Origin of the sequence: Pantoea sp. EKM20T, assembly GCF_011800485.1 — a bacterium.
GTDB classification, from domain to species: Bacteria; Pseudomonadota; Gammaproteobacteria; order Enterobacterales; family Enterobacteriaceae; genus Pantoea; species Pantoea agglomerans.
Window position 1 is genome coordinate 89,120 of the sequence record NZ_JAALFW010000003.1, and the last position, 16,132, is coordinate 105,251.

Sequence of the window (16,132 nt, forward strand, 5' to 3'; positions counted from 1 at the left end):
AGGCCTTACCTGCACGATTAGCGATAGTGCGTGCTTACAGTGGAGGCACCATCGTGCAGGTGCACTGTATAAAAGACGATGGAGCTTTAGCTGGCTTTAAAGCTCCTCCCACACAGGCAGGTTGTGAACCTTTTTTCGATATGCGTGAAACAGTGCCATTGTCGTACCGAAGAACAGACCTGCGATCAGATTGGGTATCAGCGAATAGTTGTCGTCAGACACGCCCGGAAGAGAAGGCAATAAGAGCAGCAGTGGCATCATAAGCGTGTACATGCTGGCAAACACCACAAGATTGAGCCAGAAAGGAGTGAAACTCGGGGGTGGAAGATGGATATTCATTTTCCATAACAAACGATGTAATGGCGGAGCAGAGTTACTCGGCCATATTTTCTTCGCTGCCATCAGGGCTAAAGCCCGCGCTTTCCTGCGCTCGAAAATCTCGTTTTTCATCGTTTTATCATCCGTTACATCCCTGCTTAGCATTCGCTCTGGAGCGTAACTTAATCCTGTGGCTGTCTGATGACAGCGAGTGGCTGAATCGATGTTGTTTCAACAAGCATTACATCGCCCGCTTCAGCGGCAGCGGGGCCACCAGCACTTTCACGCCTAGTGCTTCAAACGCTTTTACCTGCGCAGTGCTGATGCCGCTGTCGGTGATCAGGTAGTGGATATTGCTCCAGTCACAGGGCAGCGCGAACATCGAAACCTTGTCGATTTTGCTGGAGTCAGCGACCACGTAAACCGTGCTGGCAGATTTAATCATCGCCAGCTTTACCTTGATGTCGGTTTCACTGGGGAAGCTCAGGCCCAGACGTGGCGAGATGCAGGCGGTCGCCAGGAAGAGTTTACCGGCCAGCACGTTTTCGAAGAAGCTGGCCGCCTTTTCGCCGGAGGTAGAGAGCGTCGGAAATTTAAAGGTACCGCCGGTCAGCAGGATGTTGATCCCCGGCTCGCCGCCCAGTTTCAGGGCGATATTCACCGCGGTTGTCACGACCGACAGGCGGCGGATGTGGCTGATGGCATCGGTGATCGCGGTGGTCGTGGTGCCGGAATCGAAAATCACCGTGTCGCCATTTTCGATATGCTGCGCCGCCAGTCGGCCAATCGCCTCTTTCTCTTCCAGATGTGTCTGCCGCTCCAGCAGCATCGCCCCGGTATTCTGTTTGCCCGTCATCAGCGTCGCGCCACCATGGTAGCGCTGCACAAAGCCCTGTTTTTGCAGCATGCGAAGGTCGCTGCGTAAGGTGGCTTCGGTCAGTCCAAAGGTCTCCGTCAAAGCTTTAACCGTGACCGTGCCATCCTCACGGATCATCTCCAGAATTTTCTCGCGGCGTTGCTGCATGTCAGCGAACTGCTCACTTTTGCTTTTCAATCGAAATGCTCCCTTTTCCAATAACCTGAGAAGTCGGGCGAACAAGGTCTTTGTGGCTGAGTTTAACGCGCCATTTTTATGAATGCGAGATAGCCTGATCTGCCTTTGGTTTTCGAACGAAAATATAAAATGTGCAGGTTATTGAATCTCTCACGCTTTCCGGATTGCAACCAGCTGCCTTTATTTCGGGACTGGAAGCCAGATCACGTCTTTTCAATCAGATAAGCCGCTTTGCAGGGCAGATGGTCGAAATTTGATCTGCTCCACACAACATTTCTTTTCGATAGCTTATATTTTTGTTCGAAAATGAGTGAGTCAACGGCATCGGCAAAAATCTGAGGGGAAGAGTGGGATGAGTGGTGAATATGACGTAAACCTGCGCTACGGCGTGGATACCGCAATGAATCTGGCCGGCAAAGTGGCCGTCGTGACCGGCGGGCTGGGCGGTATCGCGATGGCGACCAATGGCATGTTGCTGGAGAAGGGCGCGAGTCTGGCACTACTCTATCCGCCGTTTGAAGCAGAGAAGGTGGCCAGCCTGAGGGCAGATTTCCCCGTCGAGCGGGTGCAGTTTGTCTGCTGTGACGTTACCGATCCCGCGTCGGTTGAACAGGCTTTTGACGATGTGGTTTCCCACTATGGCCGGATCGATATCCTGGTGAACTGCGCAGGCTACGTGATGCTGCAGCCGGTGATCGAGACCGATTTTGCCGAGTGGCAGAAGCAAATTGCGGTGAATCTCACCGGGCCTTTTCTCTGCTCACAGGCCGCCGCACGGCTGATGATCCGTGCCGGTGCGGGCGGCAAAATTATTAATATCGCCTCCCAGGCGGCATCCATCGCTATCGACAACCATGTCGCCTACACCTCAGCCAAAGCGGGCCTGCTGGGCATGACCAAAGTGATGGCCAAAGAGTTTGCCCCGCATCGCATCAACGTTAACACCCTGTCGCCCACCGTGGTGCTGACGCCGATGGGCGAAAAGGCCTGGCGCGGCGAGAAGGGCGAGCAGATGAAGAAGCTGATTCCGCTCGGTCGCTTTGCCTATACCGATGAGATCGCCGCTGCGGTGCTGTTTTTCACCAGCAACGGCAGCGACATGATCACTGGCGCCGATTTGATGATCGATGGGGGCTTTACCATCTGGTAAGGCCAATCCAGCACCCGGGAATTCATACCCTGCCATAACGATAAGAGAGAACATCATGAAAAACCGTACCTTGCTGTGCACTGCCGTGGCTGCCTGTCTGGTTTCGCAGGCGGCGTTTGCCGCCGAAAAGGGCACCATTATGATTCTGGTTAACTCACTCGATAATCCCTACTACGCCTCCGAAGCCAAAGGCGCCAATCTCAAAGCACAGGAGCTGGGTTACAAAACGACGGTGCTGTCGCACGGCGAAGATGTTAAGAAACAGAGCGAACTAATCGACGCCGCTATCGGTAAAAAAGTACAGGGTATCGTGCTGGATAACGCCGACTCCACCGCCAGCGTGGCGGCGATTAAAAAAGCCAAAGATGCCGGGATCCCGGTGGTGCTGATCAACCGCGAAATCCCGGTGGATGACGTGGCGCTGGCGCAGATCACCCACAACAACTTCCAGGCAGGTTCAGACGTTGCCAACGTCTTTGTTGAAAAGATGGGCGAAAAGGGCAAATACGCCGAACTCGCCTGTAACCTGGCGGATAACAACTGCGTGACACGCTCGAAATCGTTCCATCAGGTGCTGGATCAGTATCCTGATATGCAGAGCGTGGCGCGTCAGGATGCCAAAGGCACGCTGATCGACGGCAAGCGCATTATGGACAGCATCCTTCAGGCGCATCCGGATGTGAAAGGGGTGATCTGCGGTAACGGCCCGGTGGCGCTGGGCGCCATAGCCGCGCTGAAGGCGGCCGGTCGCAACGATGTCATCGTGGTGGGGATTGATGGCAGCAACGACGAACGCGATGCAGTGAAAGCGGGCACGCTGAAAGCCACGGTCATGTTGCAGGCGCAGGCGATTGCCGCTGAAGGGGTGACCGATCTCGATAACTTCATTCAGAAGGGCGTGAAGCCGGAAAAACAGCGGGTGATGTTCCGCGGCATTCTGATTACCCCGGAAAACGCTAAAGGTGTACAGGACTTTAACTACAAGTCGTAATTAAACGCTGTCGCGCCTGCGAAAGCGGGCGCCAGGGAGAAGATGATGTCCCGAAGAGTCTGGCTGACGCTGGTGGTCTTGCTGTTAAGCGGTTGCAAAATTGTGTCGCAGCAGGAGCTGGCTGCCCTGAAAAATCCCCCCAATCCGAAAATGGCGAACATCGACCAGCTCTGGCAGCAGAAACTGGTGCCACAGGTTCAGGCAGAGGCTAAACCGCTGGCGACGCTGATGAAGTCGCTGCAGTCTGCTAAAGACTTCGACAGCGCCTGTCAGAGCTACGGCTATCGCAGTCAGGCTGAGAATCCCTGTGTCTTCAGCGTCTCGGTTAGCGGCGAGGTGACCGCCGTAAATACCACGTCACGCAGTGGAAAAATGACCGTGAAAGATGATTTAGGTGACAGTGTCACAATTCAGGTAGGGCCAATCATTCGTGGCACCGCTTTGCGGGATGTCTACAAAGGCGTGAGCTATCAGGACTTCAATGACCAGGTGCTGTTTGGTGATTACGGCAAGGCGATTAACCAGCACGCCTCCACTCTGATGCAGCAGTTTGCGCCGAAGGTGGGCGATAAAGTGAGGGTTTCCGGCGTGTTCAGCAGCTGGGACATTCCGCAGCAGCTGCCGGATATCACTCCGGCTGCGATCAACCGGCAATAAGGAGCGGCAGATGCAAAATCCTCAACCGCAACAGTCCGGCGACGTGATTATCGAAACGCGCAACGTGTCGCGTCTTTATCCCGGCGTGACCGCGCTCGATCAGGTCAGTTATCGGGTCTACCGCAATAAAGTTAACGTGCTGATCGGTGAGAACGGCGCCGGTAAGTCCACCATGATGAAGATGCTGGCGGGTGTAGAGACGCCGTCCTCGGGCGAGATTCTGCTGGATGGCAAGGTGGTGTCGCTGAACTCCACGCATCAGGCGGAGAAGCAGGGGATCAGCATCATTTTTCAGGAGCTGAATCTGTTTCCCAACATGAACGTGATGGACAACATCTTTATCGCCAATGAGTATTTCCAGCGCGGGGTGATCAATGAAAAGTATCAGTACGCACTGGCAAAGTCGCTGCTGGAGCGGCTGCAGCTGGATGTCGATCCTTACGCGCCGCTGGGTGAGCTGGGTATTGGTCATCAGCAGCTGGTGGAGATCGCCCGGGCGCTGTCGAAGGATACCCGGGTGCTGATCATGGATGAACCGACCAGCGCCCTGAGCCAGTCTGAAGTGAAAGTGCTGTTTAACGTCATCGATCAGCTTAAGCGGCGTGGGGTCACCATTATCTACATTTCTCACCGGCTGGAAGAGCTGATGGAGATTGGCGATCACATCACCATTTTCCGCGATGGCCGTTTTATCAGTGAGCGCGAGGTACGGGACGCCAGCGTGCCGTGGATTATCGCCCAGATGGTGGGTGACAAGAAAAAGCAGTTCGACTATCAGCCTGCGCCACAGGGGGAAACGGTGCTGGAGGTAGAGGGCCTGACTGCGCTGCATCAGAACGGCGGTTACAAGCTTAATGACGTCAGTTTTACGCTGCGCAAAGGCGAGGTGATCGGCATTTATGGCCTGCTGGGGGCCGGACGCACCGAGCTGTTTAAGGGGCTGATTGGCCTGATGCCCTGTCAGTCGGGCCGGGTACGTTTAGCGGGCAGGGATCTGGCGAAGCGCAGCTTCCAGCAGCGGCTGAAAAGTGGCATAGCGCTGGTGCCCGAAGATCGCAAAGGCGAAGGGGTGATTGAACTGATGTCGGTCACCGCCAACATGACGCTCTCTGACTTCAGCCTGCGCGGTTTTCGACGTGCGCTGGGGCTGTTGAATCCTGCCAGGGAGCAGCAGCGGGTCAGTGAGATGATCGGCCATCTGGCGATTAAAGTCAGCGATCCCGACCTGCCGGTTACGGCGCTGAGCGGCGGTAATCAGCAGAAGGTGGTGCTGGGTAAAGCGCTGATGACCGGGCCACAGGTGGTGCTGCTGGATGAGCCAACGCGCGGTATCGACGTGGGTGCCAAAACCGACGTCTATCACCTGATTGGCAGTCTGGCACAGCAGGGGCTGGCAGTGATGTTCTCCTCGTCTGAACTGGATGAGGTGATGGCGCTGGCGGACCGCATTTTAGTGATGGCCGATGGCCGGATTACTGCCGATCTGCCGCGCGCAGCGGCGACGCGAGAACATCTGATTGCGGCATCAACCCCGCAGGATTAAGAGCCTGACCCATCAGGCTATTTTATTTGTCCGTCTGAACCTGGGCAGTGGTCACACAGGCTGCTTTAGCAACCTGAACGCCCGTCAGGGCGGCCCTGAAGGGGCGAGCACAGCGAGTAATCCTGACGTACTGCGTGTACGTGCCGGTTGTTCCGCGCTGTCCGTGTCCAGACTGCCTGAAACCATTACGCCTGGCGGGCCAGGCTCTAAGCTGGCCGGAGAATTTCATGAACCAAAAATATCTGCTCTATATGTACCTGCTCAAGGCCCGCACCTTTATTGCGTTGCTGATTGTGGTCGGCTTTTTCAGCGTGATGGTGCCGAACTTTCTCACCCCCTCTAACCTGCTGATCATGACGCAGCACGTGGCGATTACCGGCCTGCTGGCCATTGGTATGACGCTGGTGATCCTGACCGGCGGTATCGATCTCTCGGTGGGTGCGGTCGCCGGAATCTGCGGCATGGTGGCGGGCGCACTGCTCACCAATGGCATCCCGTTGTGGGGCGGCAATACGCTGTTTCTCAACGTGCCTGAAGTGATTCTGGTGGTGGCCATCTTTGGCGTGCTGGTAGGACTGATTAACGGCACGGTGATTACCCGACTGGGCGTCGCACCCTTTATCTGCACCCTGGGCATGATGTATGTGGCGCGCGGTGCGGCGTTGCTGTTCAACGACGGCGGCACCTACGCCAACCTGGTGGGAGTGTCCGCGCTGGGCAACACCGGCTTTTCGCTGCTCGGCTCCGGCACCGTACTGGGCGTTTATCTGCCAATCTGGCTGATGCTCGGCTTTTTACTGCTCGGCCTCTACCTGACGCGCAAAACCCCGCTGGGTCGTTATATCTACGCCATTGGCGGCAATGAGTCCGCCGCGCGACTGGCGGGCGTGCCGATTATCAAGGTGAAAGTCTTTGTCTACGCCTTTTCCGGCCTTTGCGCGGGACTCGTCGGGTTGGTGGTGGCCTCTCAGTTGCAGACCGCGCACCCGATGACCGGCAACATGTTTGAGATGGATGCCATTGGTGCCACCGTGCTGGGCGGCACGGCGCTGGCGGGCGGACGTGGCCGGGTTTCCGGCTCGATTATTGGCGCTTTCGTTATCGTCTTCCTTGCGGATGGCATGGTGATGATGGGCGTCAGCGATTTCTGGCAGATGGTGATCAAAGGTCTGGTGATTGTGACTGCGGTAGTCATCGACCAGTTCCAGCAACGTCTGCAAAGCAAAGTGGTGCTGCTGCGTCGCCATGAAAAAAAGCAGCAGGCAGCCCCCCTTACTGATGTTCGTCACAGTTAACAGGAGCGATTATGAGCCGCGAACAACGTGGAAAAACAGTGGTGATAACCGGTGCCTGTCGTGGCATCGGGGCCGGGATCGCGGCGCGTTTCGCTCGCGACGGGGCCAGGCTGGTGATGGTGTCGAATGCTGACCGGGTGTTCGCTACAGCCGACCAGCTTCAGCAGCAGTATGGCAGTGAGATTCTGGCGCTGCAGGTCGATATCACGGATGAAGCTGCGGTGCAGCAGCTCTATCAGCAGGCCTTTGAACGCTTTGGTCAGATCGACGTCTCGATACAGAATGCGGGCGTGATCACCATCGACCGCTTCGACACCATGCCGAAAAGCGACTTTGAGCGGATTCTGGCGGTTAACACCACCGGCGTCTGGCTTTGCTGCCGTGAAGCGGCGAAATATATGGTGCAGCAGCGCAGTGGCAGCCTGATCAACACCTCATCGGGGCAGGGACGACAGGGCTTTATTTACACGCCGCACTACGCCGCCAGCAAAATGGGGGTGATAGGCATTACCCAGAGTCTGGCGCTGGAGCTGGCGCCGTGGAACATTACGGTCAACGCTTTTTGCCCTGGCATCATTGAGAGTGAGATGTGGGATTACAACGATCGCGTCTGGGGCGAGATCCTCAGCAGCGAGGAGAAAACCTACGGTAAAGGGGAGCTGATGGCGGAGTGGGTGAAAAATATTCCGCTGAAGCGTGCCGGTCAGCCGGAAGATGTCGCCGGACTGGTGGCGTTTCTGGCATCAGAGGATGCGCGATACATCACCGGGCAGACCATCAATGTGGATGGCGGGTTGATCTTCTCCTGATGCGGTGAGAGATCGCAGGCCTGCTGTAAACGCAGGCCTTTTTCTGACCCGGACTTTTCTGTTATATGCACAATTCGCCGCTGCTGTCCTGCATCGCCGTCACAATATGTTAAGGTAATAGCTGATGATTTTTGTTTAATTGCAGCTACGAACTAATCAATGTGCCGGGTGACATGATACGGAAAACAGGGGTTCTCTCTTTGATTGCGCTGTCGCTGACTGCCACGCAGAGCGCCCGCGCCTTCCAGACTGAAACAGCGGTGTCAGAGACGCCATTCGACAATCCTGCGCGCTACAGTCAGTCGCTGCCGACGCTCGGCGGTGCCAGCGATCAGGATGAAGAGTGGAGCAAAAAGCTGGCGGCCGTGGCCAAAAGTATCGGTGAAGCGAGTAACAACAGCGACAGCAATGTCACGTTTGGTCAGCAGGCGGGCGTCTGGGCGTTCAATCATCTGCGCGATGAAGTGGCCGATCGGGTTGAGAGCGAAGGGCAGTCACTGCTTTCCCCTTACGGCACCGCGCAGCTGGATCTGAAAGTCGACATGAACGGAAACTTTACCGGCACCGGCGGCGATCTCTTCAGCGCACTGGCCGACGAAAACAGCCGGCTCACCTTCAGCCAGCTTGGTCTGCACGATACCGGCGATGGCCTGGTTGGCAATGCAGGACTGGGGCAACGCTGGGATGCCGGTGACTGGCTGCTGGGTTACAACGGCTTTGTTGACCGCGTGTTCAGCAGCGGCCTGCAACGCGCCTCTGTGGGCACGGAAGCGTGGAGCGATTCAATGCGCTTCTCGGCCAACTACTATCAGCCGCTTTCCGGCTGGAAAAATCTGGGCGATTCGCAGCAGCAGCGCATGGCGCGCGGCTACGATATTACCAGCCAGAGCTATCTGCCCTTTTATCGTCAGCTGGGCGTTTCGGTGAGCTATCAGCAATATCTGGGTGAGAATGTCGATCTGTTTAACAGCGGCAACCGCTATCACAATCCCTCCGCCATGTCGTTTGGCCTCTCTTACACTCCCGTGCCGCTGGTGACGCTGTCCGCTACCCATAAAACCAGCAGTGCCGGTGAGAGTCAGGATCAGCTGGGGCTGAAACTCAACTATCGCTTTGGCGTGGCGCTGCGACGTCAGCTCGATGCCGGAAACGTCGCGGAGGCGCACTCTCTGCGCGGCAGCCGTTACGATACCGTCACCCGCAGCGATACGCCGGTGCTCGCCTTCCGTCAGCGCAAAACGCTGTCCGTGTTTCTGGCAACCCCGCCCTGGCAGTTAAGCAGTGGCGAGAGTCTGCCGCTGAAGCTGCAGGTGCGCGCCAGCAATGCTATCAAGGCGGTAAGCTGGCAGGGCGATACGCAGGCGCTGAGCCTGACACCTCCGGCCAATAACGCCGATCCGCAGGGCTGGAGTGTGATCTTACCGCAATGGGATCCGTCGCCAGACGCCAGCAACGAATATCGCCTGTCGGTAACGCTGGAGGATAGCAAGCAGCAGCGTGTGACCTCTAACTGGATCACCCTGAAAATTCAGCCACCGATGACCGTGGGCGAGGCCCCGCAGAACGATCGTTATGATTTGATGGCACCCGGCGGCACCACACTTTAGCAGGAATGCTTTACTGCACAGAAAGGATAGGGGGAGTTAATAGCGGTGGTGGTGTGCAGACGCTGTTGTTAACGTCTGCAGGCCCGACAGCGGTTACTGGCAGAGATAAGTTGTCGGGATGACGAAGGCGCGGGTGCGGCAGAGTGACATCACTATTGATCCTGAAATGAGAGCGGGAATCGCCGGGTGAAAGCAGGAACGACGCTGCGCAGCGGGCAGGGTATTGATATTAAGAAGGCGCGGGCAGCGCCGCCGTTTAGCGCAGCGGCCCGGTTATCAGTTAACCATGCTCATCACAATACGCACCGCTCTGGCGTAGACCTCTCGCTGACCGTTTACCGACCGTGCCTGCTGATGCTGCAGGAATGCAATTATGTCCTGTAAGCCTGCCGTCTTGCCTGACTTCAGCAGGCTCGACACGGCCTGCCCTACAACGGCATGGACGTCAGCCATATCTGCCGGTTTATCGGTACTCAATAGAAACTCCAGCGCAACCGTTCTGTTGAATAGCACCTGAAGAGGTAACACTCAGGCGATTCAGCTTTATCAGCCTGGTCACAGGTTTTTTATAAGCCAGCATCATGGCAGGGCCTTAAGCAGCTTTTCACGCAGCGTTGCCACCTGGGTTGTCAGCTCACCGAGTTCACTACAGGCGGTATCCATCACCGAGATCATATCAGCCGGGACGCCAGCCGCCGCGACTTTAAGCTGGTGGCCCCGTTCTGTCAGGGAGATCAGTACCCGGCGCTCATCATTTCCCGTGTCACGCTGGCGGCAGATAATGCCCGCGCTTTCAAGCCGCTTCAGAAGCTGGCTGAGCGTGCCGGAATCAAGCCGGACGCGTGCACCAATATCAGAGACGGTCAGGCGATCTTTCTCCCACAGCACCAGCAGCACCAGATATTGCGGATAGGTCAGACCCAGCGGTTTTAACCGCGACTGATAGAGCTTTGTCATGGCAAGTGAGGCGGAATAGAGCGCAAAGCAGAGAAACTGGTCGATGGTTTCAGGCGCTGCACTGGCGGGAGGCGTATCGGAGATCCCCGCGGGTTCGTCATTCATATCTTTACTCATTCTGAGTCCGGGGTGGGACAGCCAGACCCCAGGCTGTTGGTCAGCCGTGAAGTCTCGCGAATAGTATCTCGGGGAGATGTTGATTTCGGCAGCATCTCTTTCTGGTGTAAGACACCAGACTTTTAAGCGCTATCGCAGCGGGAGAAAAAGCCTTTAGCTGCGCCGCCGATTGAAAGTCGGCACAGTATTGAGTCAAATTAAATTGAAGTCAACATAACCGGTCGCAACCCTTGCGCACAACGTGCGCCGGGTGCAACGCAGCTAAGATCGGCAGGACAATTTCAGCATTTAACCCAGGCTGAAGCCGCCCGCCGATACGGCTTATACGGTGAAGGTCTCTACCATACCGCGCAGGTCGCGCGCCTGGGCCAGCAGTGACTGCGATGCAGAAGAGGACTCTTCCACCAGCGCGGCGTTATTCTGCGTGACGCCATCCATCTGACTCACCGCAATACTGACCTGGGAGATGCCCTGCATCTGTTCACCGGAGGAGAGGGAGAGGTTGTCCATAGCATCGGCCAGTTCACCGACGCGGCTGACAATCTTCAGGATGCGCTCACCCGTTCCGGCCGCTACGGTCACGCCATCCTCGACCTGCGTCACGGCCTGCTCAATCAGCTGCTTAATGTCGCGTGCTGCGGTGGCGCTGCGCTGGGCCAGTGAGCGGACTTCACCCGCGACCACGGCAAATCCGCGGCCCTCTTCACCGGCGCGCGCGGCTTCGACGGCGGCGTTGAGCGCCAGAATATTGGTCTGGAAAGCGATGCCTTCAATCACCGAGGTAATATCGCGCACCCGAACGGCACTCAGTGAAATGTCATGCATGGTTTCTGACAGGCGCTGGACATCTGCTTCGCCCGCCTGGGCCAGGGTGGCGGCCTCGCGCGCTGAACCGGCAGTCTGCTGCGCGCCCGCGGCGTTGCTTTTTACCGTGGCGGTGAGCTGCTCCATGCTGGCGGCCGTTTCCTGCAACGCAGCAGCCTGCTGCTCGGTACGGGATGAAAGCTCGGTATTGCCCTGCGAAATCTCATCGGCCGCCAGCGCCACCGAGGCGGATGCCCCTTTGATCTGCGTAACCAGTTCGCGCAGGTTGGTCTGCATGCCGCTGAGCGACGCAAGCAGACTGGTGCTGTCGCCACGGCGCAGCGTGACCGGCGAGGTGAGATCACCGGCGGCAATCGCAGCAGCCAGCGTCTGAGCCTGCACCGGTTCGCCGCCCAGCTGGCGCATCAGTATCCGCACAATAAACGCGCAGGTGACGACGGCAGCCAGCACGGAGAGCACCGCCAGGATGATCAGTATCCAGGTGGTGCGGGCGATAGCGATGCCGTTATCCACTACCGCATCCCGGCTGCTGCGCATCTCAAGCTCGGTCAGATCGTTTATCGCCTTCAGCAGGCTCTGCTGAGCCGGACGCGCCACCTTTAACAGATAGTCGGTGACCTCCTGCTGACGATTTTCCATCCCCAGTTTCCCGGCGGTCATCAGCGTGGAGAGAGCGGCTTCTTCAGTGGACTCGATTCTGCTCATCGCCTCCCGTCCTGCCTGTCCGGGGTCGGTCTGCATCATGCCTGAGAGTACTTCGCGGTTGCTGATGTAGAGCGCGCGCTGTTTTTGCAGACGTTCCCATTCTGGCTTCATGGCAACGGGATCGGTCAGCAGAGCAAGGTTACGCACCGCGATTGCCATATCCCGCACGCCACCGCGCATATCCAGCACCGTCTGGTACTTTTTCAAACGGACATTAACCACCTCGTCCATACCATCGCGAGCGCTATCCAGGGCGTGAATCGCGGTGCCGGTACAGATAATAAACAGCAGAATAAGCAAGCCAAAACCTGCGCTAAGGCGCGTTGAAATTTTCATCTCTCGTTCCGAAAGAGTTCATTGGGTAAATCGGTATCGGCAGGCGAGAGAACTTCTGGAGAGTTACGTTTAACTAAATTGTTCGCTATTTAATTTAACGAAATTAAAAACTGCACGTATACCCACCTCGTTATGCCACAAAAATCGTAACGGAATTGATAACGAAAACCCGGCCAATATCCTGATAAATCGCTTTTTATCGTCTGGCGAGTGTGCGCCTTTTCGCGCTGTTCAGCGGCGCGATACGCCAGCAGCGTAACCGGTTAAAAACACCGGAATGCACAAATTTAACCGGACGGGCCTGTTAATCTGGCTGCTGCTGCCGATAGAACACTATTCGACATTGATGACGTAACCGACACGCATCGGGCTCCGCAGAACGTCTGCCTCACTGCCGTAAGGCGAGTGAGAACGTGCGAATGCGATGAGTAAAAATAGCGGAGGGGTGATAATTGTCGGCAGCTTAGCAGACATTGAATGAGATGTACGCCCCGGTTTTTTACTGAAAATTAAAACAAAACTCTGACACTTTCCATCACCGGGAACTAACGCATGCGCCTGAAACTTTTCTGGCTCGCAATGCTGAATATTGCGACCATCATTTTACTCTCCACGCTGTGGGAATTCGGGCTCGAGGCGTGGATCTCCAGCCTGCTGGGCCTGAGCTATGATCCCGATTTTGAAACCAGTGAGCGGCTGCGGTTTATCCTGACCTCCACCTCGTTTGCCGGACTGGCAATGATTATTCCGGCGCTTCTTATCGCGGGTCTGATCCGCAACACGCTGCGTGCGGAAAAAAATGCGCTCAGGCTGGCCGGAACTGATGCGCTGACGGGAGTCATGAACCGCCGATCGTTCACTGCACATATTGCTGCGCTTGATGCCGACGGGACGCCCTACACCCTGACGCTGCTCGACATCAATGACTTTAAGAATATCAATGACCTGAACGGTCATCGTCAGGGCGACGCCACGCTGGTCGCGCTGGCCAATCTGTTGACCACCTCGGCGGGTACCGGGAGTCAGGTGTTTCGCATCGGCGGGGATGAATTTGCCATTGTTGCCCAGGCTTCACAGGCAGAGCAGGCACTGGCCGCCGCCGAAAGCTTCTGCCAGCATGCGGCATCCATCCGGACCGGTCCGCACACCTTCCTGAGCCTTTCAGCAGGCATTGCCAGCTCAGCCTGCACGGGTCAGGCTGATGTCGTGCGGGCGGCGGATCTGGCGTTGTACGAGGCCAAGCAGGATAAGTGCGCCTGTCTGGCTCGATTCTCCCCGGACATGGAGCTGCGCTTTCGCCAGCGGGAAAGGCTGGAGCAGGAGGTTGTTGCCGCTGTAAGCGGTCACGCCATCGTTCCCTTTCTGCAGCCGCTGGTTTCACTGCGCACCGGTAACATTACCGGCTTTGAGATACTGGCGCGCTGGATCACTGCGTCCGGTCAGACGGTTTCGCCTGCAGAGTTTCTGCCAGTGGTGGAGCGGCTGGGGTTGATGGACAGCATGACCGTGGCGCTGCTGCAGGATGCTGTCAGTGCAACCCGGGCATGGCCAGCCGGGCTCTGCCTGTCGCTGAACATTACCCCGGAGCAGTTGCTGAGACCGTCGCTGACCAGCTGTTTGTCCAGCATTATGCAGCATGCCGGGCCGGTAATGCTGGAACTTGAAATCACCGAACAGAATGTCATGGCCATTTCTGACGATGCCCGCCAGGCGATCCGTCTGCTGAAAGAGGCCGGTATCGGAGTGGTGCTGGATGATTTTGGCACCGGCTACTCCAACCTGTCGGTTTTGCTGGGGCTGGGTATTACCAAAATCAAAATTGACCAGACGTTTATTGCCGGAATCGTGACCGGATCTGAGCAGCGAAAAGTGGTGGAAACGCTGCTGGCACTCTGTCAGGGGCTTAATGTGATCATTACTGCAGAGGGCATTGAGGATGTCGCCACGCTGAGGTGGCTGAGAAAGCGCGGCTGTGATTACGGGCAGGGATATCTCTTCAGCCGTCCGGTTCCTGCCGGGCAGGCCACCACGTTGCTGGCGTCCGCTAACGTGGAGGAATTGATGCAGGAAGAGGCGATGGCCGTTAGCTTAGTCAGGTCGCTGGGCTGAAAGCGCGCAACACTCTCTGTGGCCGGGATTAAAACAATAAACGGGCCCGGCGGTCAGAGCCGGGCCCGCTGTCACATCAGAACTGGTAAATCAGACCCAGGGCTGTGATGTCGTCGGTCGGCAGGCGAAGCGGATTGTTATCTTTCAACAGGTTGATGCGGTATTCACCATAGACCGACATGTTCTTGTTGAAGTAGTAAGTGGCACCCACGGCGGTGTATTTAATGATGTCGGCATCGCCGATATTCTCAATTTCCTTGCCTTTGGATGAGACGTAACCCACGGACGGACGGAAGCCGTTCAGGAACTGATACTGCGCCACGGCTTCAAAGTTCTGCGCTTTGTTAGCGAAACCGCCAGTAATTGGCGTGGCGTTCAGAGTTTCACCGTACATGGCAGCCAGATAGACCTGGTTCGCATCATATTTCACCGAGGTCGCCCAGTGCTGGGCTTTTTCGCCTTCTCCGCGTGCGGCAGCGTTCTGCGCCGTGGTGCGATCCAGGCTGGCAAACGCGCCGGCAAAACTCAGGCCGAAATCGAAGTCATAGGAAGCGGAGAGGGCGAAGCCGTCGCCGTTGGAACGACGCACGCCGTCAATGTTACTGCTGCGATCGTTTTTGGCCTGATACTGCGCGGCAAGGTTTAAGCCGTCGACCAGACCAAAGAAATTGCTGTTACGCCAGGTCAGCACACCGGTTGAGCGGCCAGAGAGAAAGGCGTCGGTATAACCGGAGTCGCCGCCGAAGAACGGCAGCATATCGGTATAACTCAGCACGTCATAGACCAGGCCGTAGTTACGTCCGTAATCCAGCGAACCCGCCTCGCCAAACTTCAGGCCAGCATAGCCCAGACGGGTACGGTTGGTGGCCTGGGCATCACTGCCCTCGGAGTTATGCAGACTGTACTGATACTGCCAGAAACCGTAGCCGGTAAGCTGGTCAGTAATCTTTGTCTCGCCTTTAAAGCCAAAGCGGGCATAAGAGGAGGTATCACCATCGTTGTTGTTATCGTCAGAAAAGAGGTGTGACACGTTAATCTTGCCGACCAGATCCAGCTTATTGCCATCCTTGTTATAAACTTCTGCGGCCTGCGCGGAGGAGAGACCGATCAGTAACGGCATGACAGCCGCCAGTAAAGTGCGCTTCATCATTTAATTATTACCCTGTATTCATTAATTATTATTCCCCTGATATGGGGTGAAAAGAAAATGACACAAAAAGGTAAAACTACAAAGTGCAATAAAAGTAACAAAATGTGATGTCTATATTCAGCTGATGGATAACAGCGAGGAACAGAAGATTAAATTGTAAAGTAATAAGATTTTCTTCTAATAAGTAATTATGAGTTATCTGATTTTATATCTTTATTTATCAATTGGTTATGTTTGTATGTAGTGGTCTTAAATGGGCATTTTTTGTACATTTTTAAATCAATATAACCCCTGATTTAATTATGGGTGATTATCCGCTAAGAATAGCCTTATAAGGCTTTTATCCTAACCATTAGTCTGCGTATTAATATTTGTTCATCTTTATAGAATATTCTTTCTGGCCCGATAATCACCTCCGGAATAATAGTCAGAGTTGCTGATTAAATATTGATCATCCTGTTTATAAAATAGCCTGGAAAAGATACGCAGATTAATGTGTCTGCAGGGGG

At 55.9% G+C, this 16,132-nt stretch carries 14 protein-coding genes; 8 read left to right on the top strand and 6 right to left on the bottom strand.

Annotated features, from left to right (window positions below):
* Positions 1-96 precede the first annotated feature (96 nt).
* Positions 97-450 carry a DUF6404 family protein gene (locus tag HFD94_RS06345; RefSeq protein WP_031292988.1) on the bottom strand — a complete coding sequence of 118 codons (354 nt, stop codon included), beginning with the start codon at positions 448-450 and terminating at the stop codon, positions 97-99.
* Positions 451-559: 109 nt separating this feature from the next.
* On the bottom strand, positions 560-1,372 hold the full coding sequence (locus HFD94_RS06350) for a DeoR/GlpR family DNA-binding transcription regulator (protein ID WP_010245789.1): 813 nt from the start codon (positions 1,370-1,372) through the stop codon (positions 560-562).
* 352 nt (positions 1,373-1,724) lie between these two features.
* Between HFD94_RS06350 and HFD94_RS06355 the strand changes: the two genes are divergently transcribed.
* The 7 genes from HFD94_RS06355 (at position 1,725) to HFD94_RS06385 (ending at position 9,424) form a co-directional block, all read left to right on the top strand.
* Positions 1,725-2,522, top strand: coding sequence for a GolD/DthD family dehydrogenase (locus HFD94_RS06355; protein WP_167432926.1), 798 nt, complete (start codon positions 1,725-1,727; stop codon positions 2,520-2,522).
* A gap of 55 nt (positions 2,523-2,577) precedes the next feature.
* Entirely contained in the window at positions 2,578-3,513 is a 936-nt protein-coding gene (locus HFD94_RS06360; protein ID WP_010670004.1) for a D-ribose ABC transporter substrate-binding protein, read from the top strand.
* 45 nt (positions 3,514-3,558) lie between these two features.
* Positions 3,559-4,170, top strand: coding sequence for a DUF2291 family protein (locus tag HFD94_RS06365; RefSeq protein WP_167432999.1), 612 nt, complete (start codon positions 3,559-3,561; stop codon positions 4,168-4,170).
* A gap of 10 nt (positions 4,171-4,180) precedes the next feature.
* Positions 4,181-5,713 (top strand): sugar ABC transporter ATP-binding protein, encoded by a 1,533-nt coding sequence (locus HFD94_RS06370; RefSeq protein ID WP_033757441.1) that lies wholly within the window; start codon positions 4,181-4,183, stop codon positions 5,711-5,713.
* A gap of 227 nt (positions 5,714-5,940) precedes the next feature.
* Positions 5,941-7,008, top strand: coding sequence for an ABC transporter permease (locus HFD94_RS06375; RefSeq protein ID WP_167432927.1), 1,068 nt, complete (start codon positions 5,941-5,943; stop codon positions 7,006-7,008).
* 11 nt (positions 7,009-7,019) lie between these two features.
* Positions 7,020-7,817 (top strand): SDR family oxidoreductase, encoded by a 798-nt coding sequence (locus HFD94_RS06380; protein WP_010245769.1) that lies wholly within the window; start codon positions 7,020-7,022, stop codon positions 7,815-7,817.
* 173 nt (positions 7,818-7,990) lie between these two features.
* Positions 7,991-9,424: a YchO/YchP family invasin gene (locus HFD94_RS06385; RefSeq protein WP_181955348.1), complete on the top strand. Its 1,434-nt coding sequence runs from the start codon at positions 7,991-7,993 to the stop codon at positions 9,422-9,424.
* A gap of 276 nt (positions 9,425-9,700) precedes the next feature.
* Here HFD94_RS06385 and HFD94_RS06390 read toward each other — a convergent pair whose 3' ends face one another.
* From HFD94_RS06390 to HFD94_RS06400, 3 genes are all read right to left on the bottom strand, one after another.
* Positions 9,701-9,901, bottom strand: a complete 201-nt coding sequence (locus HFD94_RS06390; RefSeq protein WP_194709459.1) for a hypothetical protein — start codon at positions 9,899-9,901, stop codon at positions 9,701-9,703.
* 102 nt (positions 9,902-10,003) lie between these two features.
* Positions 10,004-10,498 carry a MarR family winged helix-turn-helix transcriptional regulator gene (locus HFD94_RS06395; protein ID WP_181955349.1) on the bottom strand — a complete coding sequence of 165 codons (495 nt, stop codon included), beginning with the start codon at positions 10,496-10,498 and terminating at the stop codon, positions 10,004-10,006.
* Between the two features lie 321 nt (positions 10,499-10,819).
* Complete coding sequence (locus HFD94_RS06400) at positions 10,820-12,364, bottom strand: methyl-accepting chemotaxis protein (protein ID WP_033771601.1); 1,545 nt, start codon at positions 12,362-12,364, stop codon at positions 10,820-10,822.
* A gap of 552 nt (positions 12,365-12,916) precedes the next feature.
* On the opposite strand from HFD94_RS06400, the gene HFD94_RS06405 reads away from it, so the two are divergent.
* Complete coding sequence (locus tag HFD94_RS06405) at positions 12,917-14,473, top strand: bifunctional diguanylate cyclase/phosphodiesterase (RefSeq protein WP_060680065.1); 1,557 nt, start codon at positions 12,917-12,919, stop codon at positions 14,471-14,473.
* A 76-nt stretch (positions 14,474-14,549) separates the two neighbouring features.
* Here the strand turns inward: HFD94_RS06405 and HFD94_RS06410 are convergent, their stop codons facing one another.
* Positions 14,550-15,623: a porin gene (locus tag HFD94_RS06410; protein ID WP_305848816.1), complete on the bottom strand. Its 1,074-nt coding sequence runs from the start codon at positions 15,621-15,623 to the stop codon at positions 14,550-14,552.
* Positions 15,624-16,132 lie beyond the last annotated feature (509 nt).

What these genes read in the sequence shown, in the direction of transcription:
- HFD94_RS06345 (WP_031292988.1), bottom strand. Translation starts at nt 450, where the DNA reads ATGAAAAACGAGATTTTCGAGCGCAGGAAAGCGCGGGCTTTAGCCCTG.
- HFD94_RS06355 (WP_167432926.1), top strand. Translation starts at nt 1,725, where the DNA reads ATGAGTGGTGAATATGACGTAAACCTGCGCTACGGCGTGGATACCGCA.
- HFD94_RS06360 (WP_010670004.1), top strand. Translation starts at nt 2,578, where the DNA reads ATGAAAAACCGTACCTTGCTGTGCACTGCCGTGGCTGCCTGTCTGGTT.
- HFD94_RS06365 (WP_167432999.1), top strand. Translation starts at nt 3,559, where the DNA reads ATGTCCCGAAGAGTCTGGCTGACGCTGGTGGTCTTGCTGTTAAGCGGT.
- HFD94_RS06370 (WP_033757441.1), top strand. Translation starts at nt 4,181, where the DNA reads ATGCAAAATCCTCAACCGCAACAGTCCGGCGACGTGATTATCGAAACG.
- HFD94_RS06375 (WP_167432927.1), top strand. Translation starts at nt 5,941, where the DNA reads ATGAACCAAAAATATCTGCTCTATATGTACCTGCTCAAGGCCCGCACC.
- HFD94_RS06380 (WP_010245769.1), top strand. Translation starts at nt 7,020, where the DNA reads ATGAGCCGCGAACAACGTGGAAAAACAGTGGTGATAACCGGTGCCTGT.
- HFD94_RS06385 (WP_181955348.1), top strand. Translation starts at nt 7,991, where the DNA reads ATGATACGGAAAACAGGGGTTCTCTCTTTGATTGCGCTGTCGCTGACT.
- HFD94_RS06395 (WP_181955349.1), bottom strand. Translation starts at nt 10,498, where the DNA reads ATGAGTAAAGATATGAATGACGAACCCGCGGGGATCTCCGATACGCCT.
- HFD94_RS06400 (WP_033771601.1), bottom strand. Translation starts at nt 12,364, where the DNA reads ATGAAAATTTCAACGCGCCTTAGCGCAGGTTTTGGCTTGCTTATTCTG.
- HFD94_RS06405 (WP_060680065.1), top strand. Translation starts at nt 12,917, where the DNA reads ATGCGCCTGAAACTTTTCTGGCTCGCAATGCTGAATATTGCGACCATC.
- HFD94_RS06410 (WP_305848816.1), bottom strand. Translation starts at nt 15,623, where the DNA reads ATGATGAAGCGCACTTTACTGGCGGCTGTCATGCCGTTACTGATCGGT.